The 24,582-nt window shown below is 37.2% G+C and carries 21 protein-coding genes; 10 read left to right on the top strand and 11 right to left on the bottom strand.

Annotated features, from left to right (window positions below):
* Window positions 1-7: 7 nt before the first annotated feature.
* On the bottom strand, window positions 8-580 hold the full coding sequence (locus HX062_RS09225) for a hypothetical protein (RefSeq protein WP_286467189.1): 573 nt from the start codon (window positions 578-580) through the stop codon (window positions 8-10).
* Between the two features lie 107 nt (window positions 581-687).
* Here HX062_RS09225 and HX062_RS09220 point away from each other — a divergent pair, with 107 nt between their 5' ends.
* Both HX062_RS09220 and HX062_RS09215 read left to right on the top strand, forming a co-directional pair.
* Window positions 688-2,370 carry an RluA family pseudouridine synthase gene (locus tag HX062_RS09220; RefSeq protein ID WP_286467188.1) on the top strand — a complete coding sequence of 561 codons (1,683 nt, stop codon included), beginning with the start codon at window positions 688-690 and terminating at the stop codon, window positions 2,368-2,370.
* A gap of 100 nt (window positions 2,371-2,470) precedes the next feature.
* A complete protein-coding gene (locus HX062_RS09215) occupies window positions 2,471-3,703 on the top strand; it encodes a DUF445 domain-containing protein (RefSeq protein WP_286467187.1) in 1,233 nt (410 codons plus the stop codon).
* Here HX062_RS09215 and HX062_RS09210 read toward each other — a convergent pair.
* From HX062_RS09210 to hisS, 4 genes are all read right to left on the bottom strand, one after another.
* Window positions 3,674-4,180, bottom strand: a complete 507-nt coding sequence (locus HX062_RS09210; RefSeq protein WP_182628262.1) for a hypothetical protein — start codon at window positions 4,178-4,180, stop codon at window positions 3,674-3,676. The two genes, HX062_RS09215 and HX062_RS09210, sit on opposite strands and share 30 nt — an antisense overlap.
* 312 nt (window positions 4,181-4,492) lie before the next feature.
* Window positions 4,493-5,023, bottom strand: coding sequence for a hypothetical protein (locus HX062_RS09205; protein ID WP_286467186.1), 531 nt, complete (start codon window positions 5,021-5,023; stop codon window positions 4,493-4,495).
* Between the two features lie 176 nt (window positions 5,024-5,199).
* On the bottom strand, window positions 5,200-5,694 hold the full coding sequence (locus tag HX062_RS09200; RefSeq protein WP_286467185.1) for a protease complex subunit PrcB family protein: 495 nt from the start codon (window positions 5,692-5,694) through the stop codon (window positions 5,200-5,202).
* A gap of 677 nt (window positions 5,695-6,371) precedes the next feature.
* Complete coding sequence (hisS, locus tag HX062_RS09195; protein ID WP_286467184.1) at window positions 6,372-7,742, bottom strand: histidine--tRNA ligase; 1,371 nt, start codon at window positions 7,740-7,742, stop codon at window positions 6,372-6,374.
* Between the two features lie 263 nt (window positions 7,743-8,005).
* Between hisS and HX062_RS09190 the strand changes: the two genes are divergently transcribed.
* The 6 genes from HX062_RS09190 to carB all read left to right on the top strand — a co-directional run bounded on the left by HX062_RS09190 (window position 8,006) and on the right by carB (window position 16,362).
* Complete coding sequence (locus HX062_RS09190; RefSeq protein WP_182628257.1) at window positions 8,006-9,247, top strand: ABC transporter permease; 1,242 nt, start codon at window positions 8,006-8,008, stop codon at window positions 9,245-9,247.
* Between the two features lie 160 nt (window positions 9,248-9,407).
* Window positions 9,408-10,004, top strand: a complete 597-nt coding sequence (locus HX062_RS09185; protein WP_182628256.1) for a hypothetical protein — start codon at window positions 9,408-9,410, stop codon at window positions 10,002-10,004.
* A 34-nt stretch (window positions 10,005-10,038) separates the two neighbouring features.
* Entirely contained in the window at window positions 10,039-12,288 is a 2,250-nt protein-coding gene (locus HX062_RS09180) for a tetratricopeptide repeat-containing sensor histidine kinase (RefSeq protein ID WP_286467183.1), read from the top strand.
* A 3-nt stretch (window positions 12,289-12,291) separates the two neighbouring features.
* Window positions 12,292-12,924: a response regulator transcription factor gene (locus HX062_RS09175; protein WP_182628254.1), complete on the top strand. Its 633-nt coding sequence runs from the start codon at window positions 12,292-12,294 to the stop codon at window positions 12,922-12,924.
* A gap of 279 nt (window positions 12,925-13,203) precedes the next feature.
* Window positions 13,204-13,365 (top strand): 50S ribosomal protein L34, encoded by a 162-nt coding sequence (rpmH, locus tag HX062_RS09170; RefSeq protein ID WP_002990519.1) that lies wholly within the window; start codon window positions 13,204-13,206, stop codon window positions 13,363-13,365.
* Between the two features lie 144 nt (window positions 13,366-13,509).
* On the top strand, window positions 13,510-16,362 hold the full coding sequence (carB, locus tag HX062_RS09165; protein ID WP_286467182.1) for a carbamoyl-phosphate synthase large subunit: 2,853 nt from the start codon (window positions 13,510-13,512) through the stop codon (window positions 16,360-16,362).
* A gap of 58 nt (window positions 16,363-16,420) precedes the next feature.
* Here carB and HX062_RS09160 read toward each other — a convergent pair whose 3' ends face one another.
* Window positions 16,421-16,852: a hypothetical protein gene (locus tag HX062_RS09160; RefSeq protein WP_182628252.1), complete on the bottom strand. Its 432-nt coding sequence runs from the start codon at window positions 16,850-16,852 to the stop codon at window positions 16,421-16,423.
* Window positions 16,853-17,114: 262 nt separating this feature from the next.
* On the opposite strand from HX062_RS09160, the gene HX062_RS09155 reads away from it, so the two are divergent.
* Window positions 17,115-18,425, top strand: a complete 1,311-nt coding sequence (locus HX062_RS09155) for a DNA recombination protein RmuC (RefSeq protein WP_182628251.1) — start codon at window positions 17,115-17,117, stop codon at window positions 18,423-18,425.
* A 206-nt stretch (window positions 18,426-18,631) separates the two neighbouring features.
* Complete coding sequence (gene mgtE, locus HX062_RS09150) at window positions 18,632-19,945, top strand: magnesium transporter (RefSeq protein ID WP_182628250.1); 1,314 nt, start codon at window positions 18,632-18,634, stop codon at window positions 19,943-19,945.
* Window positions 19,946-20,077: 132 nt separating this feature from the next.
* On the opposite strand, the gene HX062_RS09145 is transcribed toward mgtE, so the two are convergent.
* From HX062_RS09145 to HX062_RS09125, 5 genes are all read right to left on the bottom strand, one after another.
* Window positions 20,078-20,299 carry a hypothetical protein gene (locus HX062_RS09145; RefSeq protein WP_286467181.1) on the bottom strand — a complete coding sequence of 74 codons (222 nt, stop codon included), beginning with the start codon at window positions 20,297-20,299 and terminating at the stop codon, window positions 20,078-20,080.
* Between the two features lie 29 nt (window positions 20,300-20,328).
* Entirely contained in the window at window positions 20,329-21,570 is a 1,242-nt protein-coding gene (locus HX062_RS09140) for an MFS transporter (RefSeq protein WP_286467180.1), read from the bottom strand.
* Between the two features lie 297 nt (window positions 21,571-21,867).
* Complete coding sequence (locus tag HX062_RS09135) at window positions 21,868-22,113, bottom strand: DUF8828 family protein (RefSeq protein ID WP_182628248.1); 246 nt, start codon at window positions 22,111-22,113, stop codon at window positions 21,868-21,870.
* 5 nt (window positions 22,114-22,118) lie between these two features.
* Window positions 22,119-23,498, bottom strand: coding sequence for an MATE family efflux transporter (locus HX062_RS09130; RefSeq protein WP_286467178.1), 1,380 nt, complete (start codon window positions 23,496-23,498; stop codon window positions 22,119-22,121).
* A 175-nt stretch (window positions 23,499-23,673) separates the two neighbouring features.
* A complete protein-coding gene (locus HX062_RS09125; protein WP_182628246.1) occupies window positions 23,674-24,549 on the bottom strand; it encodes a PPK2 family polyphosphate kinase in 876 nt (291 codons plus the stop codon).
* Window positions 24,550-24,582: the final 33 nt, after the last annotated feature.

The following is a 24,582-nucleotide window of genomic DNA, read 5'->3' as shown; positions in this document are numbered from 1 at the left end:
CCTGTCATTACGCCAATTCAAACTCCACAATCCTTTGTCGATTTCCTTTTGTGTCAATCACATCCATACCAAAAAAATCAAAACCATTGCGTTTGAGGTCTTCCGGTGAAATAATTTCTCCTGAGATCAATTCAATTTCCCCTTCTTCATTTAAAAATTCTTCCATTTCATCGTCATAATCAATACCATAATACGCATAGACGAGGATTTCAAATTCCGTTTCTCCACCTAAATGCAACGGTTGTAGTTCTCCCTCCCGTTGTTTGAGTACTTCTTCTTCATATTCATCACAAAATAGCGCATCATAGCCGTGTTTGGCATAATCAAAAAGGAGAATACGCTCCTTGGTTTGGCAATCTTCTGCATAGATCACAACAGGAAAATCGTCTTGATCGACCAACAGTTTTATAGCTTCGTCATAGGTTCCACAATAGTAGAGCTTAAACTTTCTTCCTCCTGTGGTGGATTGGATTTGTCCCCTCCATTCGATATCAATCATGTCTTGAAAATACAAAGGTTCTTCATAGGTTACAACATCGTTTAAGTACGTTGGGGCTAAATAAGTTGATGGATTTTTCATATGCAATAGGTATTAAAAGAGCAAGGTACTTCTTTTTTGAAGCACAAAAAAATCGAATTGTACCTCTGCGAATAATATGTAATTTTGCAACAATCAAATACAGAACCATGTCCACGCCCGATGTAGCTTTTAGACGATTTCAATCGGATATTCAATCGATCAACAAACCACAAAAATTCACGTTTCCTTTTTACTACGAACCTCATCCTTTGAGTATTGTTGCTTGTGAAGAATTACAACGAGAGCTAGAAACTAACGAAGCACTCCTTTCTCTTTTTGATCCTTCTCATCCGTTGTGCTTACCTGCGGGTAAAATGTTTGGGGTATTGATTGTAGAGAACCAGGCGGGTGAATTGGGTTATTTACGTGGTTTTTCCGGTAAACTGGGGCCTTATACGCATTTGGAAGGTTTTGTTCCTCCTGTTTTTGACTTGTGGAATAATGATAGTTTTTTCACTAAAGGCGAAGTGGTTTTAAACGCGATCAACGCCCAAATTGACAAGCTACAACAAGATGGCATTTATCGAAATGCCAAGCAATTGCTTCAACAGCAAACGGCCACAGAAAAAGAGGCAATTGCAAATAAGAAACAGTCCCTCAAACAATTGAAAAGCGAGCGAAAAGCTCTTCGTGAAGAACGAGAAAGTCAACTTAATTCGATTGAATTTGAAGCATTTAACGAAGATCTAATCAAACAAAGTTTACGCGACAAGCATGAATTGCGCGTATTAACTGCCTATTGGCAAGAGCAAATTGAGGCGACTCAACAAATAATTTGCGATTTTGACGCCGAGATCAACCGATTAAAAGAGGAGCGCAAACAGAAGTCGAATGCCCTACAACATCAGCTATTTCAGCAGTATCGCTTTCTCAATTTCAACAAAGAAGAACAAGATTTGCTCGATATTTTTGAAAAGACAACCCTGCAACAACCGCCAGCTGCTGCAGGAGATTGTGCGGCACCTAAGTTGTTGCAATACGCCTACCTCAACGATTTAAAACCAATTGCCATGGCTGAGTTTTGGTGGGGAGAATCGCCAAAATCAGAGATTCGAAAACATCAACACTACTACCCGGCTTGTAGAGGTAAATGTGAACCTATTCTCGGTCATATGCTACAAGGCCTCGACGTAGAAGACAATCCGCTACTGCTGAATCCCGAGTTACAACGGCCTATTGAAATAGTATATGAAGATGAGGATTTGGCCATTATCAATAAGCCGGAGGAGTTTTTAAGTGTTCCTGGAATATACATTCAAGACTCCGTTTATGAACGTATGAAAATTCGCTACCCAAAAGCAACGGGACCTCTTATTGTTCACCGTTTGGATATGGCAACTTCGGGTATTTTAATTATTGCTAAAAACAAAGAGGCACATAAGGCACTACAGAGTCAATTCATCAAAAAAACGGTAACCAAGCGCTATGTAGCGCTTTTAGATGGGATCGTTCAGGAAGACGAAGGATTCATCGACTTACCCTTGCGCGTCGATATAGAAGATCGTCCCCGTCAAATGGTGTGTTTTGAACATGGTAAACCCGCTAAGACAAAATGGGAAGTTATTGAACGCAAAGACGGAAAAACCAAAGTTTACTTCTATCCCATTACGGGAAGAACCCACCAACTGCGCATGCATGCCTCTCACCCCATGGGGTTAAATACTCCTATTGTAGGCGATGATTTATATGGGACCAAAAACACACGCCTCTTCTTACACGCAGAAGAAATTGCGTTCCGACATCCTAGAACCTATGAAACGGTACGCTTTCAAGTGAAAGAACAGTTTTAGGTTTGTTTTGAGGTTGATTGAGAATTTAAACAACAACGTGCAACGAGCAAAGTGCAAACAAAAAAACCAAAATTCCGTATCTTTAACTAAAAACTAAGGTATGGCAGATAAAAAAACACAACTACGACTACACAAAAGAATTGCAACGGGTTTATTTCTAGCGATGGCATTTGTTTATTTCAGTATGGTTTATCTGCTCAAATACGCTCCTATGGCATGGATGGGCTATGTCAAAGCGTTTTCAGAAGCCGCTATGGTGGGTGCATTAGCAGATTGGTTTGCGGTAACGGCTTTGTTTAGACATCCTATGGGATTAAAAATTCCACATACCAACCTCATTGAAAATAAGAAAAATGACATTGGAGATAATCTCGGGAGTTTTGTTACGGATAATTTTCTTACCCCAACGAGTATTCGCCCGTATATCAATAAATTAGAAGTTGCCTCTTTTCTTTCCAATTGGTTAAAACAGCCCAAAAGCCAACAGCTAATTGAACGAGAAATAGGCTTTTTGATTCAGACGATTTTAATGGATTTAGACGATCAAAAGATCATTGGTTTTTTCACTCAAAAAGCCCAAGAAGGAATGGATCAGATTCAATGGCAACGCCTTATTTCACAAGGACTTCAATTTGCTATCGACCAAAATGAACACCATCGATTAATTACTTTGGTCCTACCCAAAATTCAGGTGTACGTGGAAGAACACCGAACGGAAATTTACGAACAAATCATAGCGAAAAAACCTTTATTGGGGTTGATTGGCGGAAAAACGGTAACCAACCAATTAATTAAAGGCTTACTAGCCTTCTTAGCCGATATTGAACATGACGAACAACACAAGGTTCGTCAAGAAATCAGCCTACAACTCCATCAATTAGCTCAGGATATTGCCTCTTCTCCAACTTGGAAAAACAAGATTAACGAAACGATTCATCAATTTATTACGGAAGATATACTACATCAATACCTCAGCGATTTCTGGAACAACAGTAAGCAAACCCTTTTACAGCAACTAGAAGAGGCGGATTCTCCTTTGCGCGCCTATATTCGCCAGGCGATTCAATCCGTTGCGACTAGCCTCGAAAACGATCAAGAGCTACAACAGCGCTTAAATCAATGGACACAAGTCACGCTCTATCGCTTAGCTTTGCGCAATACGCAAGAAGTAGGCACGTTAATTCGCACCACCGTTGATCAATGGGATGGGCGTGAACTCAGCGATAAACTCGAACTGGAAGTGGGAAAAGACTTGCAATTTATTCGAATTAACGGAACCTTGGTGGGAGGTTTAGTCGGATTACTAATTTACTGTATCACCCAGCTTTTGTAAACACACAAATCGATTGCGAATGTGGTCTGTCAACATCTTTTGAACTTGAGGGTCCGATTCCGTTTGCTTCAAAAAGTCAAAGTAAGACAATAATTCACGGGTTCTCCCAGGAGAAAGGGTAATATTGGCTGTACTCAAAAAGGTATCAAAAGAAATATGGGCCGCACATACATAGTCAAAGAGGTATTCTTTACCTCCTCGTTCTAATAGTTCTTGGGCAAGCAGATGGTAGTTGGTAAACACGGAGAAACTCACTTGAGCGACTTTGCCCAACTCAATGAATAAATCGCGAATGAGGTTTATATTAACGGTATGAATCTGATCACATACAATACTGGCAATTTGTTGTCTAAAGATGTAATTCTCGTCTTTAAACTTAGCCCCGAATTTTCCGTTCCATTTTAGTTCCAACCAATCGCGATCAGTAGGATTGTAATTTTCAATAAAGCTCTGGATTTCAACATATTCTACCGACATACTCCTGTTTTTAATTTATATTTCCCCTTGGAGCTAAGGTAAGACATAAATTTTTGTTTGAATTTGTTCACTGGACTTTTTACAAAATAAAAATTATACGCTGGACTACTCCTTGCTAACTAATTAATACACAATCCAAAAAGGAATACATTGAGTCAAATTCAATGGATATCCTTTTTGTACTGTTCTATTTTATATCTCTTACTAATTAACACTGCTTCAGTACAGCAAAAGCATATTATTTTTGCATTTGTCTGCTCAAACAAAAAAGCTCCAATCAAGGAGCTTTTTTATTTTTATATCGAAAGAACATTACTTAAACTGGTTAATATCTACATCAATTTCACCATTAGACAAATAAATAGGCGTCATATACTTCCTATCCCATGGATCATTTGATCTGTGAATATAACCTTCAAACTTACCTTTAACTCTATTGTTTTCTAATCTCAAATCAATAGTAAAAGGCGAATTAGATTCAGAATCAGTATATTGATAAACATAAGCAAAGATCTTTTCTGGATCTAAAGGATTTGACGTAAATGGTGAAAATTCTATACCTTCAAACTTTATATGAGAGTTGAAATCTGTTCTAAAAACAAGAAGAACTTTGTTTTTATGAATGGAATCAAGGATTAGTTCCGATTCAATAAAAAAACCTATTATTTCTCTATTTTCGTTTGTGTATTTTCCTTTTCTAATTTCTTTGAAATCCAAAAAATCATCATCGTAAATCATAGCTATAGAATCTTTGGTATGCTTTACATCGTCCACGTTATGATCAGATGAACACGAGACAAAAAGGGCAAAAAAAAAGATAAAATAAATAGTTCTCAATTGCATTATTGTACTTTTTTTTCATCTTCAAATTATTTATAAGTTTCTAAAACAGTCGAAACAAACATATATTAATTGTGTTAATTAAACAATATAAGTCTTAATAGCCAAAACAAATTATCTAAAAAGATAGAGAGCGCCTTTTGAAGCACTCTCTATTAGAAAAAATAGAACTAATCTTTTTATTTTAACTCATCCTCAACTTCAAAAAAAACAATAGGTTTATTCTTTTTGGGGATTTTGACAATATGAAAAGGTTGAGTCTCTACCAATGTAATATTTCCTTTATGTAAACGATCAATGGTGATCACAATTTCCTTCTCCTGTTCTTCCACCTTGACAACATCTATACTATGTCCTCCACTGCTTTTTACTTCATCAATTACAGTTAATGCTATTTCGTTGTTAAAATTAAGTTGTACCGCTTCTAATTTACTAGTAGTATGACTATTTCCATATTCTAAATAAGAAATATGGTTAAGCAATTCTTGCCATTCTTCCGCATTGTGTATAACTCGATGCTCTCGTCCTTCTCCCACATCCAATCTGCTTGACATATAGCTATTCAAAATATTTTCAATAACTAAGGGGGTATTTTGGAACTCCCCTTGATTATCATCGCTATTGCAAGCTCCTAAGCCGAACAATAGACAAAGTAGTATTCCTATTTTTTTCATTTTACTTAATGTTTGATTATTAATCGTTGTGTTCCTACTAAACTTCCATCACAGTACAACAGTACCTCATAAAAACCATTGGCATAACTGGACACCTTTAACACTTTTGATCTCCTTAATAGTCTTCTGATACTCTCCACTGATAATTTCAACCTCACCAAAATAAGTTGTTTCCTCTTTAGTCAAAGAAGTTATTTTTAAATTGTTTCGCTCCAATCTTGTCCGATCGAAGTCACTGGCTGCCCTAAAATTAACTCTAGTTTTCTCTAATACTAGCTCAACCTTTTTTCCTTGATAGTAATAAAAAGAACTTTAAGCTTTAACAAATAACCCAAAAAACACAACTAAAACTAAAAAAGGCACTCTATTTATCACAATATTTAATTTATACTTTATATTAAAATTTAATTTTAACCTATATTATATTAATTTTAACGCAAAAATAAACATTTTAAAACTTAATAAAAAATTAAATCCCCTTGCAATATGACTTCATAAGAAATGCCTCAATTAGAATACATCTATTGAAGCATTGTACAATATTTTTTTCCAATCTTAACATTCTAATCGTGAGACTGAATAATAATCTCTTACTCTTGCTGATTTTTGTCCAAAAAAAAAAGCAGTAAATAAAAATTTACTGCTTTGTTGTTTATTATTATAGTAGAAATGGCGCTTTATTTCAACATTTCTTTTAGTTCTTCTATACTTACCGTTTGTTGTTCTCCTGAGGTTAAATCTTTTACGGTGTATTTTTGTTGTTGCATTTCCTCACTTCCCGCTAATACAGCAAATGGAATATTCTTTTTATCTGCAAATTGGAATTGTTTACCCATTTTTGCTTTATCGGGATAAATTTCTGTTTTAATTCCCGCGTCGCGTAAATGAGCGGCTGCTTTCATGGCGTAACTCATTTCCTCATCACCTAAGTTTAAAAACATCACACGCGAAGATGCATTCACTGTTGTTGGGAATAAATTCAATTCTTCCATCACCAAATAGATGCGGTCTAATCCGAAAGAAATTCCAACACCACTCATGTCTTTCAGTCCGAAGATTCCCGTTAAATCATCGTATCTTCCACCCCCACCGATCGATCCCATCTGAACCGTATCAGGAGCACCAATTTCAAAAATAGCTCCGGTATAGTAATTCAACCCACGAGCTAAGGTAACATCTAAATTCAATGTTGCTGTAGATAAGCCAATTTGTGCAATTTCTTTACCAACAAAAGCTAACTCTTCTACTCCTTTTGTTCCTTGCTCCGATTCGGATAAAAGCTGACCTAATTGAGCTATCTTTTCTTCAAAAGTTCCCGTAAAATTAAATAACGGTTGTACTTTCTCAATGGCTACAGCCTCGATGCCTTTCTCCATCATTTCTTTCTTCACTCCATCTTCACCGATTTTGTCTAATTTATCCAAAGCAACCGTGAAATCAATCAACTTATCACTAGCGCCAATTACTTCTGCAATTCCCGCTAATATTTTTCTATTGTTTAATTTAATGGTTACCCCTTCAATACCTAAAGCTGTAAATACGCGATCGTAAAGCAAAACTAGTTCTACTTCTTGCCATAGTGATTTTGAACCCACTACATCGGCATCACACTGATAGAACTCTCTAAACCTTCCTTTTTGAGGGCGGTCTGCACGCCAAACCGGTTGCATTTGGTAACGCTTAAACGGAAAATCCAATTCATTTTGGTGCATCACTACATAACGCGCAAAAGGCACTGTTAAATCATAACGCAACGCTTTTTCTGAAATCTGATTCGTCAACTTCAAGCTGTTCTTGTCTGCCAATAAAGTTTCATCTACTTTGCTCAGGTAATCCCCTGAGTTCAAGATCTTAAAAATTAATCGGTCTCCTTCTTCTCCATATTTTCCCATTAGGGTCTCTAAGTTTTCAAAAGAAGGTGTTTCAATGGGATGGAAACCAAAATGCTCAAAATGATGACGGATTGTTTGCATAATGTATTGTCTTCTTGCTACTTCAATCGAAGAAAAATCTCTTGTCCCTTTTGGAATACCTGGTTTCTTTGCCATTTTAATTAATTTTCAAATTATTTAACCCTACAAAAATAGGTATTTTTTTGATACGCTATGCGTGATGCGTGATGGATGAAGGCTTTTTTGCTCGTTGCTCGTTGCTCGTTGCTCGTTGCTCGTTGCTCGTTGCTCGTTGCTCTTTGCTCGTTGCTCTTCGCTCTTCGCACGTTGCTCGTTGTAAAGCACAATTATCTTACAAATCCCATTTCTTTTTCTATCTTTACTCGTAACATTTCATTCTTTTCAGCTACTCATAGACTATGTGGAAAATAACGCTTGAAAATATAAAAATAGCCGCGACTAGTATAAAGAGTCAACTGCTTCGCACCTGTATTACGGTGTTTATTATCGCAATTGGAATATGGGCTTTAGTGGGTATTCTATCGGTAGTAAGTGCGTTAAAGAACACCATTGTAGAAGATTTTTCCTCCATGGGAGCTAATACTTTTACGATCAGTCAGTACGACACTGCGGGTAGAATAGCAAAAAATAAAAATAATCAATTAGAAAACCCCATAATTACATACGTCCAAGCGCTTGACTTCAAAGAGCGTTATCGCTATCCTTTTTCTGCCGTTTCCCTATCTTTTAATGCGGCAACGAATATTGAGGTAAAAAACGATTACGTCAAAACAGATCCGGAGGTTAGCATTGTAGGGGCAGATGAGAATTACCTAGCCAACAGTGGGCTACAAATTGAAAGAGGACGTTCCTTGAGCTATACCGATTGCAAGAACAATCACTTTGTCTGTGTAGTAGGTTCTGATTTCTCCAAGAATATGTTTAAAGGACAATCGCCTATTGATCAGGTGATTTCCATTCGCGGATATAAATTTAAAGTCGTAGGCATCCTCAAAGAACAAGGCAGTACTTTTGGACAGAATGAAGATCAACGCATCTTTATTCCCATACAGATTGCCCGAAATATCTTTAATACAGCCAACATCAATTACACCATCAAAGTGGGTATTCTACAAGAAGGTTTGTTAGATGAAGCCATCGACCAAGCGACACTTGATTTTAGAAGCAGTAGAAATCTCGCGGTTTCTCAGGAATCTAATTTTGGCATTGAACGCAGTGATGATATGATTCGCTCCTTAGAAAGTCAGGTAAGCATGCTAAATATAGCGGCTTGGTTAATTGGGATGATCACGATCTTGGGATCGTCTATTGCTTTGATGAATATTATGTTAGTTTCTGTTACAGAGCGAACCAAAGAAATAGGCATTCGCAAATCACTTGGAGCCAAGCGAAAGACGATTGCGCAACAATTTTTTACGGAAACCCTTATTATTGGGCAACTAGGTGGACTCATAGGCACGCTACTCGGCGTTGGAACAGCCTATTTGATGACTTCCTTGTTGCACTTTTCCTTTGCTATTCCGTGGTCTGCCATTTCAGCCGCTTTTATCACCACCTTAGTTGTCGCCGTTTTATCGGGATTATATCCCGCAATTAAAGCTTCTAAATTAGATCCAGTGGAAGCGCTGCGCTACGAGTAAATAAAAGAGATAAACAAGACGCGTTTAAGCCATATTGATGCGGTAGTGTTACAAGTCAGGTGGTGTGCTTGATTGATTGACGTTCAAATTCATCATTTTTAGGGAGTACAACAAAACAGCTTAATTGTTACTTTTGTATGAACTAACAAGCTTTCTATTTATGAACAATTTTTTTCTAGCTCTATGTCTTAGCCTATGTACTTGGGGTATTACACTTGCTCAAGAAGTTACACCAAAAACCATCGTAGTTAAACAAGGCGAAAAAACCTTGGTTATCGATCAAAAAACACAAAACATCACCTTAAAACCCGAACGCTTCAGCATTGAATTTCTAAATAAACCCTATCAGGATAAAAAGAAACTATTCTATGCAGCTAAAGCTATGTTGACAGACAACAGTCAATTTGTCAATGAATACGAATCCATGTCTTTTGATGACATTTCGTTTTTCAGTCCAGGTACTGGATTTGCTGCTCCCTTTGATAAAAATCAATTCTTTCCCTTTTTGAGTGAAGAGGGACATCAATATTTGTATTATGCGTCCAACAGCGATCACCGAATCAATAAAATAGGCAAACAAAAAGAATGGGATATTTACCAATGGAACCTCGATGGTGTTACTATCGATGGCAATGAAATTAAGTGGGAAGATTATCGCATTGGAGAATTGTATCTTTACTTTGTGGTTGACCAAAACTTAAATAACATCATTGATCCCGATGAACATCATTTAATTCGCATTACCTTTAAAAAATAACATTGCTGACCCAATGAGTACCAAGTAATTGTCTATGTCGTATTTTCCTAAGTTTTCATTTCCGTTTCTTCTATTTTTTTTGTGGTGTATGCTCAATGGTGTTTCCACACCTGTGTATGGACAGGAAATATTGACTTTATATAAGGAACAATACGACAAGACAGTTCCAGGCAGCGATGCGCGTTTTGATTTGGTTGGAAAATATGCACAAGCGCTCTACTTTCACGAAAGACAAGAACAAGCCCAACTGCTATTAAAAGAGAATATCCAACTGGCGGAACAGCAATCAGACAAGGCCCATGCTGCCTATCTCTACGCTATCTTGGCGATGAATGCCAAGCTCAATGAGCAGACAAAAGAGGCGAATAAAGCCATTGGTAAAGCCTTAACCTATGCCAAAGAAATAGATCACATTGAAATTAAAGCCTATGTCAATTATTGCCAAGGGTGGATTTATGTCAGAGACGATCAGGAAGCCAAAGCCGTTCAATCGTTTTTAACCGCTATTACCTGGTTTGAAAAAGCCCCTCAATCGCCAACTAAATTAAGCCGTTTATCTGCAACATACAAAGAGTTAACTAGCATTTACGCCAGTTGGGATGACTACGAATTGCAAGAAAAATACAGCAAACTCACTCTTGATGTAGCCATTCAACAAAACAATCCCAATTCGCTTTTTGATGCTTATATGATGATGGGCTATTTATATGAAAGTGAATTTTCTCAGAATAACAACAATATTTACGCCCGAGATTTAGCAGAAAACTACTATAAAAAGGCGATCAAAACCTACAAAAAGAATCAGGAATTAATTCCCTTTCGCTCGGATTTGGCTTTTGTAGCGAATAATTTAGCGAGTTTATACTTACGTGCATTTCCCAAACAGTACAAGGAGCAGGCGACCTACTACGCTACCCTAGCACTCGAACAAGCAAAAGAAAGTAATCAAGCTAATTTCCAAGCATCATCTTATGGAATCTTAGCTGAAATTGCCTTGCAACAAAACGAAACCAAAACCGCTACTGCTCATCTATTATCTGCTTTATCGTCCATTAATAGCACCAATTTACCTGATAAAAACACCCTGCTATCCATCTATGAGAGTTTGGCATATTTACACGAAACAGAGGGGAATAACGAAGCAGCACTATACTTCAATAAGCTCTACTTGCACACTTATCAATCCATATACGATCAAGATAAGTTGGAAGTGAGTAAGCGCTTAGAAGCGCAATACGAAAAAGAACAACAAAAACAACAATTACTGACGCTACAATTGGCTGCTGAAAAAAAGGAGCAGCAAATTCAATTGATGAAAACGCTGGGGTTACAGCAACTTCAGGAATTAGAAAATCTGAAATTACTAGAAGAAAACCAACGCAAAAAATTAGAAATTAGCCAGTTAGAAACAGAAACTCACGCACAAGCGCTTAAGTTATCTCAGCTAGAAAATGACAACAAATTATTGGATATCCAGCATTTTAAGAAAACACTTTCCTATCAAGAGAAACTAAAAACATATTTCTTAGCTATTTCTTTAGCATTTGCCATACTGGTTTTTGTCTTACTATACGTCTATAAACAACGTACAAAGAGCATGAAGCAACAGAAGGAGCTTTATAATTTGGCTTTAGAGAAGGAAAAACAACACGCCAAAATTGCTACACTTACTGCGCTTTTAGATGGGCAAGAGCAAGAGCGATCGCGTTTAGCACGGGATTTACACGATGGATTAGGTGGATTGCTCTCTGGTACAAAAATTCAACTGAGTACGCTCAACAATAAGCTAGCAGCGGACAACAAAGCGGAGATGGATAAATCCATGGAACATTTAGACAATGCCGTGGATGAACTCAGAAGAGTAGCCCATAACCTAATGCCAGATCTATTGATTAAATACGGCTTGGAAGAAGCTTTAAAAGAATATGCCAACCGCATGTCTTCCGACCAATTGGATATTGATGTACAGTTTTTGGGCTACACCCATACCCTCGAACAAGATAAACAATTATTGGTCTATCGCATTATTCAAGAATTGGTAAACAATGCATTGAAGCACGCAAACCCACAACAGATTATTATTCAACTCGTTGAAAATGAATATTCCTATATGGTAACTATCGAAGACGACGGCTGCGGTTTTGAACTAGACCAAGTGCAACAAACCCAATCAGCGGGATTACACAACATCCAATCGAGAGTACAGTTCTTAAAAGGAGACTTGCACATCCATTCAGAACTAAACCTTGGAACAAGTATTGATTTTCAATTCCCAAAAAATTAACGCATGATAAAAGTAGCGCTAACGGACGATCATCCTTTGTTATTAGAAGGATTAAAAAACATATTAAACAAACAAGAAAACATCCAAGTCACAGGATGTTATCCTTCTATTGAAACCCTTCAAAAAGGCTTAAAAAAGAATCCCATTCACATTTTGTTGTTGGATATTAACCTATCGGACATCAACAGTTTGGATTGGATTAAACCCCTGAAGAAGAAACACCCAGAAATGCAAATCATCATGTTGAGTGTTCACAATGAGTATGCTGTGATCAATAGTTCCCTACAGGAAGGAGCCTCGGGTTACATTCAAAAAAATGCATCTGTCGATGAAATTCTACAGGGCATCTATGCGGTGTACAACCAAACTACTTTTTTGTGTTCTCAAACTCAACTGGTTTTAGAGAAGAAAAACAAAACAGGGTTGAACACCATTCCCAAACTTACCCGACGTGAAAAAGAAGTATTAGTCGAAGCTGCCCAAGGACTTACAACCCAACAAATCGCAGATCGCCTATTTATTAGTACACATACAGTGGACAGTCATCGAAAGAATTTGATTGAAAAATTTCAAACCTCCAATCTGAGTTCCGTCATTACCCTAGCTATTGAATACGGCTTGATTAAGAAAGCCTAATGCCCCATTTCTATCTCCTACTTAGTCACGGCCCTAGCGAAGCATTTACGTTCAAATCGCAGGCTAAAAAAATATTTTCCCTATCTTTGTCCGAAAGTCATGCCTTTTTCCCTTAGTAATCTAATCGAATTCGGCACTATTCGCAAGTTTATAAAAATATTTTGCAAAAAGACTTTGTAAGATTCAAATGACTTTATATATTTGCACTCGGTTTTGGCGCAAGTATATCAAAGCTGATTTTTTTGAAAAGTAAAATACTAAGATTTAAAGATAAACGCAATGAGCAAGAGAACGTTTCAACCTTCAAATAGAAAAAGAAGAAACAAACATGGTTTCATGGAAAGAATGTCTACTCCTAACGGTAGAAAAGTATTAGCTGCTAGAAGAGCTAAAGGAAGACATAAATTAACTGTTTCTTGTGAAACAAAACATAAACATTAATGTTTTGATCAAAATATAAATAAAGGTGTTACTCATTTGGTAGTAACGCCTTTTTTTATACTTTGTTGGAAGCATCACAATACAAATCACACACACTATACTTACTTTTTTAGCAAAGTAGTAACTAATAAACAACACAAGAAAATGCCTAAAGACACTTCTATCAAGACCGTATTAATCATTGGTTCAGGACCAATCATCATCGGACAAGCTTGCGAATTTGATTATTCAGGTTCACAATCAGCAAGATCATTAAGAGAAGAGGGAATTAAAGTTATCTTAGTTAACTCTAACCCCGCAACAATTATGACCGACCCTTCAATGGCGGATCATATTTATCTAAAGCCATTAACTGCACGTTCAATTATTGAAATTTTAGTTGCTCATCCAGAAATTGATGCTGTATTACCTACTATGGGAGGACAAACAGCATTAAACTTATGTTTGGAATGTGATGAAAAGGGAATTTGGGCAGACTTTGGTGTTCGTTTAATTGGTGTAGATATTAACGCGATTAATATCACAGAAGACCGCGAACAGTTCAAACAATTATTAGAGCGTATCGATGTACCTGCTGCACCAGCAAAAACAGCGACCTCTTACTTACAAGGAAAAGAAATCGCACAAGAATTTGGATTCCCATTAGTTATTCGTCCTTCGTTTACCCTAGGAGGAACAGGAGCTGCTTTTGTTCACCATGCGGAAGATTTTGATGATTTATTAACTAGAGGACTTGAAGCTTCTCCTATCCATGAGGTTTTAATTGACAAAGCATTATTGGGTTGGAAAGAATACGAATTAGAACTATTGCGCGATAAAAATGACAACGTTGTTATTATCTGTACCATCGAGAATATGGACCCTATGGGAATCCATACGGGGGATAGTATCACTGTAGCACCTGCGATGACGCTATCTGATCGTACCTTCCAAAAGATGCGCGATCTATCGATCAAGATGATGCGCAGTATCGGAAACTTCGCAGGAGGGTGTAACGTACAGTTTGCCGTATCTCCAGATGAAAAAGAAGATATCGTAGCAATCGAAATCAACCCTCGTGTTTCTCGTTCATCAGCCCTTGCTTCTAAAGCAACAGGATACCCAATTGCTAAAATCGCTACGAAATTAGCTTTAGGATATACTTTAGATGAATTGCAAAACCAAATTACAAAATCAACTTCTGCTTTATTTGAGCCGACCTTAGATTACGTAATCGTAAAAATTCCACGTTGGAACTTTGACAAATTCGAAGGAGCGGATAGAACCCTAGGATTACAAATGAAATCTGTAGGTGAAGTAATGGGAATTGGACGCTCATTCCAAGAAGCCCTACACAAAGCTACACAATCATTAGAAATCAAACGCAATGGTTTAGGAGCAGATGGCAAAGGATATACCAACTACGATCAAATCATCGACAAATTAACCCACGCAAGTTGGGACCGCGTATTCGTTATCTACGATGCGATTCAACACGGAATTCCATTGAGTAGAATTCACGAAATCACAAAAATTGACATGTGGTTCTTGAAACAATACGAGGAATTATACCTACTGGAAAAAGAAATCTCTACGTATACAATTGAAACATTACCTAAAGATTTGTTACTAGAAGCAAAACAAAAAGGATTTGCAGATAGACAAATTGCTCATATGTTGAAAACATTAGAGAGTAAAGTACACGAGTTGAGAGACAATATGGATATCCAACGCGTATTCAAATTAGTTGATACTTGTGCTGCTGAATTCCCAGCAAAAACACCGTACTACTACTCTACGTTCGAGGCAGATATTGAAAAAGCTGATGGAACGCGCTATGTTTCTAATGAGAGTGTTGTTACAGACAAGAAAAAAGTAGTAGTATTAGGTTCAGGACCAAACCGAATTGGTCAGGGTATTGAATTTGACTACTCTTGTGTACACGGAGTATTAGCGGCTGAAGAAGCTGGATATGAAACAATTATGATCAACTGTAACCCAGAAACAGTTTCGACTGATTTTGATACAGCAAACAAATTGTATTTCGAACCCGTATTCTGGGAACACATTTACGATATCATCCGCCATGAAAAACCTGAAGGGGTAATCGTACAATTAGGTGGACAGACAGCTTTAAAATTAGCGGAGAAATTACACCGTCACGGAATCAAAATCTTCGGAACAAGCTTTGACGCTTTAGACTTAGCAGAAGACCGCGGACGTTTCTCTACTTTATTAGAAGAGTTAAACATCCCTTTCCCTCAATTTGGTGTGGCGAAAACAGCAGATCAAGCGCTGAAGTTAGCTGATCAATTAGATTTCCCATTATTAGTTCGCCCATCGTATGTATTGGGTGGACAAGGAATGAAAATTGTCATCAACAAAAAAGAATTAGAAGAACACGTTATTGATTTATTAAACCAAATTCCTGGTAACTCGCTTTTACTTGACCATTATTTAGATGGTGCAATCGAGGCTGAAGCGGATGCTATCTGTGATGGTGAAAACGTCTATATTATCGGAATCATGGAACACATCGAGCCTTGTGGAGTTCACTCCGGAGATAGCCACGCCATGTTACCTCCTTTCAACTTAGGTGAATTTGTTTTAAATCAAATCAAAGACCATACAAGAAAAATTGCTGTTGCTTTACAAACAGTGGGATTAATCAACATACAGTTTGCAATTAAAGACGATATTGTGTACATCATCGAAGCCAACCCAAGAGCTTCAAGAACAGTACCTTTCATCGCTAAAGCGTATGGTGAACCTTATGTAAACTACGCAACCAAAGTAATGTTAGGCCAAAACAAAGTAACAGACTTTACCTTTAATCCACAATTGAAAGGATATGCTATCAAATCTCCAGTATTCTCCTTCAATAAATTTAGAGATGTAAATAAAACGCTGGGCCCTGAGATGAAATCAACAGGAGAAAGTATCTTGTTCATCGACAACTTAAGAGATGATCAGTTTTATGAAATCTATTCTCGTAGAAAAATGTACTTAAGTAAATAAAAACAAAAAACTCTTCCTCAATCAGGAAGAGTTTTTTTTATACCTTTATTTACTTTACTTAGTTTAATTTTCCTCTGCCAAATCCTTTTCCAGGAACATAGCTATAGTAAACACCTCCAGAACACACTTCATATTCCTTTCCTTTAATTCCTTTATTTGTTCGGATGATAAATACTGAACTTTCTACTACATTGGTCATTTTCGCAACGCTTTTTCGCAATTCTTTTAATTTGTATTCACTTAAAGCAACATCTCCTCTACTCCTCGCTTTCATTTCATCCAAATAGGTAAAATTACAAATGACATCTTCATCTACAATTTTCTTAACCGCCTTACTAGGTGAACTATTGGTTGATTCTTTACTTTGAGGTGTGACATTTCCTGATTGGATAGTGGCTGTAGTGACAACTTCAACATCTTTTTTTTCTTGTGCTTGCATTCCACAAACACATAAGAATATACCTAAAAATGCATAAAATATTTTTTTCATATCAGACTACGTTTTTACTTTATCTATTAACTTTTAATTATGGGGTAAATTAAAATAGGAACTACCTATCCTAAATCCATACTAATTTACAACAAAAAAATAACATTCCATTAAAATAAGTTAAAATGGCTAGAATATAAACAATATGATCGCCTACATAAACACACAACAACAATTGTTTTTGCTAAAATTCAGCACAAGTAAAATACTGCATAACCGCACAATATTTTCTATTTTTGACAGATAATCTAACTGTTGTACTATGTCGCAAGAAATTATCATTGGTCTTTTACTTCTTTCTGTCTTACTACTTGCTTTTCTCTTAGGAAAAAAAACAACGCCTAAAACGGCTACGACTTCAGATCACCTACAACTTATGGCTGAAAAAGATTTTTTACTCCAACAAAATCAGCAATTGCAACAAGATAAAAACAAAATAGAAGAGCAAACGGAAATACTGCGTCAAGACAATCAAGAATTGATTGCACGCATTTCTATTCGCGAAACGGAATTGCTTAATATCAAAGAAAAGTTGGAGATACAACAAAAACAAACCTTAGAATTACAGGAAAAATTTGCTGTCCAATTTGAAAACTTAGCCAATAAAATCCTCGAAGAGAAGAGCGATAAATTTACACAACTCAACAAAACCCAAATGGAGAGCATTCTGACTCCTTTACAAGAAAAAATAGGGTTATTTGAACGAAAAGTAGAACAAACACACAAAGAGAGTATTGATCATCATGCGGCCTTGCGTCAGCAAATCTTAGGCTTACAACACGTACACGCCAAGATGAGTGAAGAAACCTTGAATTTAACTAAAGCGCTCAAAGGGGATAATAAGATGCAGGGAAATTGGGGGGAAATGATTCTCGAAAGCGTATTGGAAAAATCGGGCTTGGAAAAAGACAGAGAGTACAAAACACAACCAAGTTATACAAGCGAAAACGGCAATCGCCTGCAACCCGATGTCGTGATCTACCTTCCTGATAACCGCCATCTAGTCGTCGATTCTAAAGTTTCTCTAGTGGCCTATGAGCAATATATCAATACTACAGAAACACAAGAGCAACATCGCTTCTTACAAGAGCATATACTGTCAATCAAAAGACATATTGAAAACTTATCTGATAAAAACTACTACGAATTGTACAAAGGTACAAGTCCAGATTTCGTTTTGTTATTCATCCCCATTGAAACGGCTTTTTCTATTGCTGTAAATGCAGATCATACCCTATACAGCAAAGCCTTTGAAAAGAACATTGTCATAGTCACCCCATCTACACTACTCGCTACATTGCGAACAGTAGAAACCATTTGGAGACAGCAAAAACAACAAGAAAATGCCTATGAAATTGCTCGACAAGCAGGTTTACTTCACGATAAATTTGTAGGACTGATCAACGATTTAACTAAAATAGGTAAGAAACTAGAGGAAACGCGAAATGAATACGACAGCGCTTTCAACAAGCTTAGCACAGGAAAAGGCAACTTGATCAACTCCGTACAAAAGCTCAAGGACATGGGTGCAAAAACTAAAAAATCAATTGATTCTACCTTAATCGGAGAATAAATAAATGGATGGACGAATACTGTAGATCAACCTAGCGTACAAGGAACAAAAAACAAACCGCACAACAAACCATACGCTCATTTCCCATAATTTTGATTACTTTTATTATTAGAATATGATTAGAAATTTTAATTTCCTACATCTAAGCTGTACTTTTGCACGTGAATTGAAAAAATGATTGTTAAACACTTTATAAAATTCTACCTATGTTTTTTAAAGATATGCACCCAGCCGACATCGCTGAAGCTATTTCAGAAATGAGAAGAAGAGAGCGAAATCTCCATTTTCTAAAGCTCTCCCCCGAGTTAAAGGTCGAAGTGTTTTCATTTTTAGATATCAATATTCAAGAGGAAATTGTACGCAGTATGACGCGCGAAGATTACGCTGAAGTACTAAATAACTTAGAGCCAGATGACAGAACGGAATTATTAGAAAATTTCCCTGATGAATTAATCAAATATTCTATCAATTTATTAAACGATACTGAAAAGCAAATTGCATTAAATCTAATCGGATATAAAGAAGATAGTATTGCGCGTTTAATGACGCCTTTATACATTCAAACCAAAGCGAATAAAACAGTAAAACAAGTCTTCCAACACATCAAAAAATACGGTAAAAAGGCAGAAACTTTAAACTATATTTATGTTGTAGATGACAACAACGTTTTGATTGACGACTTAAAAATTGGTCAATTGTTAATGGCTGAGGAGGACACCTTAATTGCAGACCTCATCGACCACAATTTTGTTTCCTTAGTAACAACTATGCCCATGGAAGATGCCTTCGATATTTTTGAGAAATACGATCGCTCAGCCATGCCTATTATCACCGAAAAAGGGGTCTTAGTCGGTATTGTGACCTTTGATGATATCCTCGATAAAATTAAAGAACGGGACACCGAAGATATCCAAAAATTCGGGGGGATGGAAGAATTGGATTTATCCTATACGCACACCCCTTTATTTGAACTCGTAAAAAAACGCGCTGGTTGGTTGATTATCCTCTTCTTAGGAGAGATGTTAACTGCCTCTGCAATGGGATATTACGACCAAGAAATTGAAAAAGCAGTGGTTTTAGCCCTCTTTGTTCCACTTATTATTTCCAGTGGAGGTAACTCTGGTTCACAAGCTGCTTCCTTGATTATTCGTGCAATGGCATTAGGTGAACTAAAATTAACTGACTGGTGGTATGTAATGCGAAAAGAAATTGCCTCGGGCTTAATGCTAGGTGGTATCTTGGGAATCATCGGTTTTGTGCGTATCTTCATTTGGCAGGAAGCTGGAATCTACGACTATGGGGAGTATTGGTTGTATGTAGGATTAAGTGTTTCTCTTTCGCTTGTACTCATTGTACTATGGGGAACCCTTTCCGGATCTATTATTCCCTTCGTACTTAAAAAGTTTGGCATGGACCCCGCTACCGCATCAGCTCCTTTTGTAGCCACTTTGGTGGACGTTTCAGGTTTAATCATCTACTTTACTATCGCTGCGATGTTCCTTTCAGGAAAACTATTGTAAATCAATATAACGCTATAAAAAAATCCGATAGGCCTTACCTATCGGATTTTTTTATATCATTACCAAAGGGATAACTCCTTTTGGATACTCTATCTTTCCATACACGTCTAACTGTTCTAGACGTAGCTGACTTTAATTAGCTCCTCTACTCGTTGGTAATTCGGTGTCTTTATCGATCATGTGTAAATTTTTATCGATGTTGTAGTATAGCTGTGGATTCACCGTATCCTGAAAAACAGTAACACTCGTTTGATATTCATCGGCATAAGCTACTGTTGCTTGTTTACTGCTACACGATACCAAAGCCAATAGGGCTACTAAAATTCCAATATAAAAAAGAATACTATAGTTCATCTACTTTAATTTTAGTCTAGGACACAAAATTATTCTTCTCTAAACCTAACTTTCTTCATATTAGGCAACAAACAAGCAATTACCCCCAATAACGGCAGATACGCACATACGCTATAAATATAAGCAATTGACGTTTGATCGGCCCACCACCCTAACAAGGCTGAACCCAATCCACCCATACCAAAGGCAAAACCGTAAAACAATCCCGAAACCATCCCTATTTTCTTTGGTAGTAACTCTTGTGCATAAACCAAAATGGAAGGGAAAGCCGAAGACATAATAAAACCAATAACAACAATGAGCACGGCCGTCCATGTCAAGTCCACGTGAGGTAATAGCAAGGTAAATGGCGCTGCACCCAACACTGAAAACCAGATGATGTATTTGCGTCCTACTTTATCCCCTAAGAACCCTCCTATCAAAGTACCCAAAGCAACGGCTATTAAAAAGTAAAACAAATACACTTGTGCTTGCACTTCTGTTATGCCAAATTTATCCATTGTATAAAACTGGAAATAGCTGGAAATACTCGCTACGTAGAAATACTTGGAAAAAATCAAAAGTAAGAGGACCACAATAGCGCTATTCACTTTAAAAGCAGATAGCTCAGGGATGCGTATTTTCTTTTTCTGTTTCGTTGCTGCATGGCTTAAAACACCTTTATACCAAGTACCGATAAAATAGTACACGAACTGAGCGATGATAGCCACAGCAACAAACCAAAGCAAGTGCTGTTGTCCCTTAGGTAAAACCACCCAAGCCACCAATAATGGTGCTAAGGCCGTACCTGTATTTCCACCAATCTGAAAAATAGATTGTGCTAAACTTCGCTTTCCACCTGAGGCAACGTAAGAAACACGAGAAGACTCTGGATGAAAAATAGAAGACCCAATACCAATACAAGTAACCGCGACCAACACCCATAGGTAACTAGGGGCAAATGCCAATAATATTACGCCTACTGTGGTACACAACATGCCGTAAATTTGAGAGTATGGTTGGGGTTTTTTATCGGTATAATTTCCTACTAAAGGCTGTAAAAGCGAGGAAGACATTTGGTAAAAGAAAGTAATCAATCCAATCTGTGCAAAACTCAACTGATAGTTTTCTTTCAATAGTGGATAGGTGGCTGGCACAATAGCCTGCAGTAAATCGTTGCACAAGTGTCCAAAACTAATAGCTAGTAAAATTGGGTAAACCGTCTGTTGAGAGAGCGTTTGTTTATTGACTTTGTTCAACACTTTGTGTTGAATACTTAAAATTTTGTTCATAACCTAAATCTGAAGTAAGCAAAGGTAAGTATTTTTTATCCTGCCCTCCTTTTCTCCTCAACAAAATACAGCGATCGCCTAGGGTGTAATTTTTTACTAGAAAACACGCCGAAAAAGGAATGAAATTTATCAATTCTTTCTTTTATTGCAAGTGTTGCATAAAAAAGAAAACAGTTCTGCAATCGCTCCAGTGCCAAAAAGACATTTTTTTAATATGCAAAAGACAAAAAATAAAAAAGCAGCTGTAAAAAAACGCTTTTACAACTGCTGCTCTTATCGTATATTTTAGGATGTTAATTAGTCTTCTAATTCTTCTCCTGCTACGTAACGCTCCATTTCTCGCTCGTAGAACTCACCTGCTTGCACAACTAAAGTTTCCATTTCCGCTTCTACTTCTGACTCTTCTGACTCTTCAATAGACTCTAAAAATTCGATTTCGTCTGTGTTTAAGTTGATGATAAAACGAGGAAACTCCAAGTGTATAATAAAGATATCTTCTAAGTGATCTGTATTATCTGCTAGAACAAATTTAGGTAATTGCATGATTTTTATTTTAAATTAGTATTAATCAATCGATTCGATATATGGTGAAAACGCGCATAGAGCAAGATGGCGGCGACGGTTAACCCCGCCAATAAGCCTATCCAAATGCCTGGTGTTCCAACGTTGGTGTATAAACTTAAATAAATGGACATTGGGAATCCCACAATCCAATAGGATACAAAGGTAATAATCATCGGAACATTTACATCTTGTAAACCGCGTAAAGAACCCAAAGTAACCACTTGCATACAATCAGAGATTTGAAAAATAGCCGCTACAAGTAAGAGTTGCCCCGCGATTTGAATAACTTCTTCATTCATCAGAGCATTGGTAGCGTCATTTGCATCTAAAAACAACAGAGGAATATAGTTGTTAAACAACACAAACAACAAGGCAAAAAGAATATAAATGCCCAAAGCCATCAACATAATAGAACGAGCTACCGTTCTCATGTAGGTATAGTTCTTTAATCCCATTTGGTTTCCAACGCGAATTGTAGCTGCAACCCCTAATCCGCTAGCAAACATAAAGGTCATGGACGACATACTCAAAGCGATTTGATTGGCCGCTTGAGAAACCGTACCCAACATGCCCGACAGCCAAACGGCTCCAACAAATAGAGCAACCTCAAAGAAACTCATCAACCCTGATGGAATTCCAATTTTTGAGATTTGTTTGACCACGTCTTTTTTAATTTCATTGAATTTCAATTGGTACATAAAAGGCTGAAACATCGCCTGTCTCTTCATGGCAAAATGCATATAAATAATCATCACCACACGAGAAATCAAGGTTCCATATGCGGCACCTAACATTCCTAATTCAGGGAAAATCCAAATTCCGTAAATCAACAAATAATTGAATATCAAATTCACCCCATTGCAAATCAACGTCGCATACATTGAATTTTTCGTTTGCGACTTTCCATCAGCAAATTGCTTATACCCTTGGTACATTACTAAGGGAATAATTGACAATGCGACAACATCCAAAAAGGGTTTGGCTAATTGTGTCACTTCTGCCGGTTGTCCCATATAGATTAAAAAAGGCTTGGCTAAGAAGATAATCGAAAACAACAAAACCCCTACAACGGTGCACAAAAACAACCCGTTAACAAAAGTTGAACGTCCTCCTTCTAAGTCATTTGCAGCATCACTTTTAGCAACAAAAGGCGTAATAGCGGTTGAAAATCCAACCCCTAACGAAATTGCGATAAACACAAAACTATTGGCTAGTGACGCCGCTGCTAATTCAGTAGGTCCAATCTTTCCTACCATGATATTGTCTATTACCCCAACCACAGTATGTCCTAACATGGCTAAAATAATAGGATAGGCTAATTGAATATTATATCGAAACTCCTTGCTATAGATGGAAAGATTCATTTGCTAAAAATTTGTGCAAATATACTGACTTGAAAGCGAAAGACTCTGTTGGGTTAACAAATTCTTTAAAAAGAATACGCTATCGCCTAGGATATATAGTCCCTAGCGCCTGCCTTCCCACTTCTGTTCCCCTTCATCTGCAACTAAGAATGAAGGTAGAAAATCCTGCATTTATTTAGTCTTCCTGCAGCAAGCGTTCTCGGTATTTAGATAAGTTGTCTTTGATAGCATCGGGTAATTCAGGCAAACTAACATCAGTTAATCGCTCAGTAACTTCCAACAAAATACTAGCAAAAATATAGCGACACAAGGCCTTATCATCTGCGGGGATTACATACCAAGGACAGGTCGTTGTTGATGTTTGTTCGATCGTTTCTTCGTAATACGATTGATAATCCTCCCAAAACTCGCGCTCACGTACATCTTCTGGTGAAAATTTCCAATGGTGCTTTTCCTTGCTCAATCGGCGAAGAATGCGACTCTTCTGCTCCTCTTTTCCCAAGTGCAAAAAGAACTTTAACACAATAACGCCATTGTTGCTGATATGCTCTTCAAAATTGACAATTTCGCGGTAGCGCTTTTCCCAAAAACCTGCTGTTAGCTCCTTTGTTGTTTTGATCTGTGGTAAACGCTCAGTTAAAACAATCTCAGGATGTACGCGAGATACCAATACATTTTCGTAATGCGTACGATTAAAGACGGTAAACTTTCCCTTTTCTGGTAAAGCCACATAATGACGCCACAAATAATCATGCTCTAGCTCTGTAGACGTAGGCTTTTTAAAACTTTGTACGACCACCCCCCTAGCATTAAAGGATTTGAAAACCTCGCGAATCAAACTGTCTTTACCTGCTGCATCCATCCCCTGAATGCAAATCAGAAAACTATAGCGATTATGCGCATACATCAACTCTTGAAATTTGCTTAAATGCCGACTCAATTCTTCTAATTTTCGAATTGCCTTTTTGGGATTCATCTCAAAATCGGGTACTGTACTCAATTTCTTTAGTTTGGTCTTTCCTATAACTTTGTATTGCTGTTCAAAACTCATGTCATTATTTATTCGTTAAGTAAATCGTATGTA

The sequence above is a fragment of the Myroides sp. DF42-4-2 genome (assembly GCF_030326445.1).
Taxonomy (GTDB): domain Bacteria; phylum Bacteroidota; class Bacteroidia; order Flavobacteriales; family Flavobacteriaceae; genus Flavobacterium.
The sequence above is the reverse complement of the archived record's forward strand: the minus strand, read 5'-3'. Positions and strand labels throughout refer to the sequence as shown.

Bases quoted from the DNA above. Each gene is read 5' to 3' on its own strand.
- HX062_RS09200 (WP_286467185.1), bottom strand. From the start codon at position 5,694: ATGAAAAAAATAGGAATACTACTTTGTCTATTGTTCGGCTTAGGAGCT.
- HX062_RS09155 (WP_182628251.1), top strand. From the start codon at position 17,115: ATGTCGCAAGAAATTATCATTGGTCTTTTACTTCTTTCTGTCTTACTA.
- HX062_RS09145 (WP_286467181.1), bottom strand. From the start codon at position 20,299: ATGAACTATAGTATTCTTTTTTATATTGGAATTTTAGTAGCCCTATTG.
- HX062_RS09125 (WP_182628246.1), bottom strand. From the start codon at position 24,549: ATGAGTTTTGAACAGCAATACAAAGTTATAGGAAAGACCAAACTAAAG.
- HX062_RS09205 (WP_286467186.1), bottom strand. From the start codon at position 5,023: ATGCAATTGAGAACTATTTATTTTATCTTTTTTTTTGCCCTTTTTGTC.
- carB (WP_286467182.1), top strand. From the start codon at position 13,510: ATGCCTAAAGACACTTCTATCAAGACCGTATTAATCATTGGTTCAGGA.
- HX062_RS09130 (WP_286467178.1), bottom strand. From the start codon at position 23,498: ATGAATCTTTCCATCTATAGCAAGGAGTTTCGATATAATATTCAATTA.
- HX062_RS09185 (WP_182628256.1), top strand. From the start codon at position 9,408: ATGAACAATTTTTTTCTAGCTCTATGTCTTAGCCTATGTACTTGGGGT.
- HX062_RS09190 (WP_182628257.1), top strand. From the start codon at position 8,006: ATGTGGAAAATAACGCTTGAAAATATAAAAATAGCCGCGACTAGTATA.
- HX062_RS09180 (WP_286467183.1), top strand. From the start codon at position 10,039: ATGTCGTATTTTCCTAAGTTTTCATTTCCGTTTCTTCTATTTTTTTTG.
- HX062_RS09175 (WP_182628254.1), top strand. From the start codon at position 12,292: ATGATAAAAGTAGCGCTAACGGACGATCATCCTTTGTTATTAGAAGGA.
- HX062_RS09135 (WP_182628248.1), bottom strand. From the start codon at position 22,113: ATGCAATTACCTAAATTTGTTCTAGCAGATAATACAGATCACTTAGAA.
- HX062_RS09220 (WP_286467188.1), top strand. From the start codon at position 688: ATGTCCACGCCCGATGTAGCTTTTAGACGATTTCAATCGGATATTCAA.
- hisS (WP_286467184.1), bottom strand. From the start codon at position 7,742: ATGGCAAAGAAACCAGGTATTCCAAAAGGGACAAGAGATTTTTCTTCG.
- HX062_RS09210 (WP_182628262.1), bottom strand. From the start codon at position 4,180: ATGTCGGTAGAATATGTTGAAATCCAGAGCTTTATTGAAAATTACAAT.
- mgtE (WP_182628250.1), top strand. From the start codon at position 18,632: ATGTTTTTTAAAGATATGCACCCAGCCGACATCGCTGAAGCTATTTCA.
- HX062_RS09140 (WP_286467180.1), bottom strand. From the start codon at position 21,570: ATGAACAAAATTTTAAGTATTCAACACAAAGTGTTGAACAAAGTCAAT.
- HX062_RS09215 (WP_286467187.1), top strand. From the start codon at position 2,471: ATGGCAGATAAAAAAACACAACTACGACTACACAAAAGAATTGCAACG.
- HX062_RS09160 (WP_182628252.1), bottom strand. From the start codon at position 16,852: ATGAAAAAAATATTTTATGCATTTTTAGGTATATTCTTATGTGTTTGT.
- HX062_RS09225 (WP_286467189.1), bottom strand. From the start codon at position 580: ATGAAAAATCCATCAACTTATTTAGCCCCAACGTACTTAAACGATGTT.
- rpmH (WP_002990519.1), top strand. From the start codon at position 13,204: ATGAGCAAGAGAACGTTTCAACCTTCAAATAGAAAAAGAAGAAACAAA.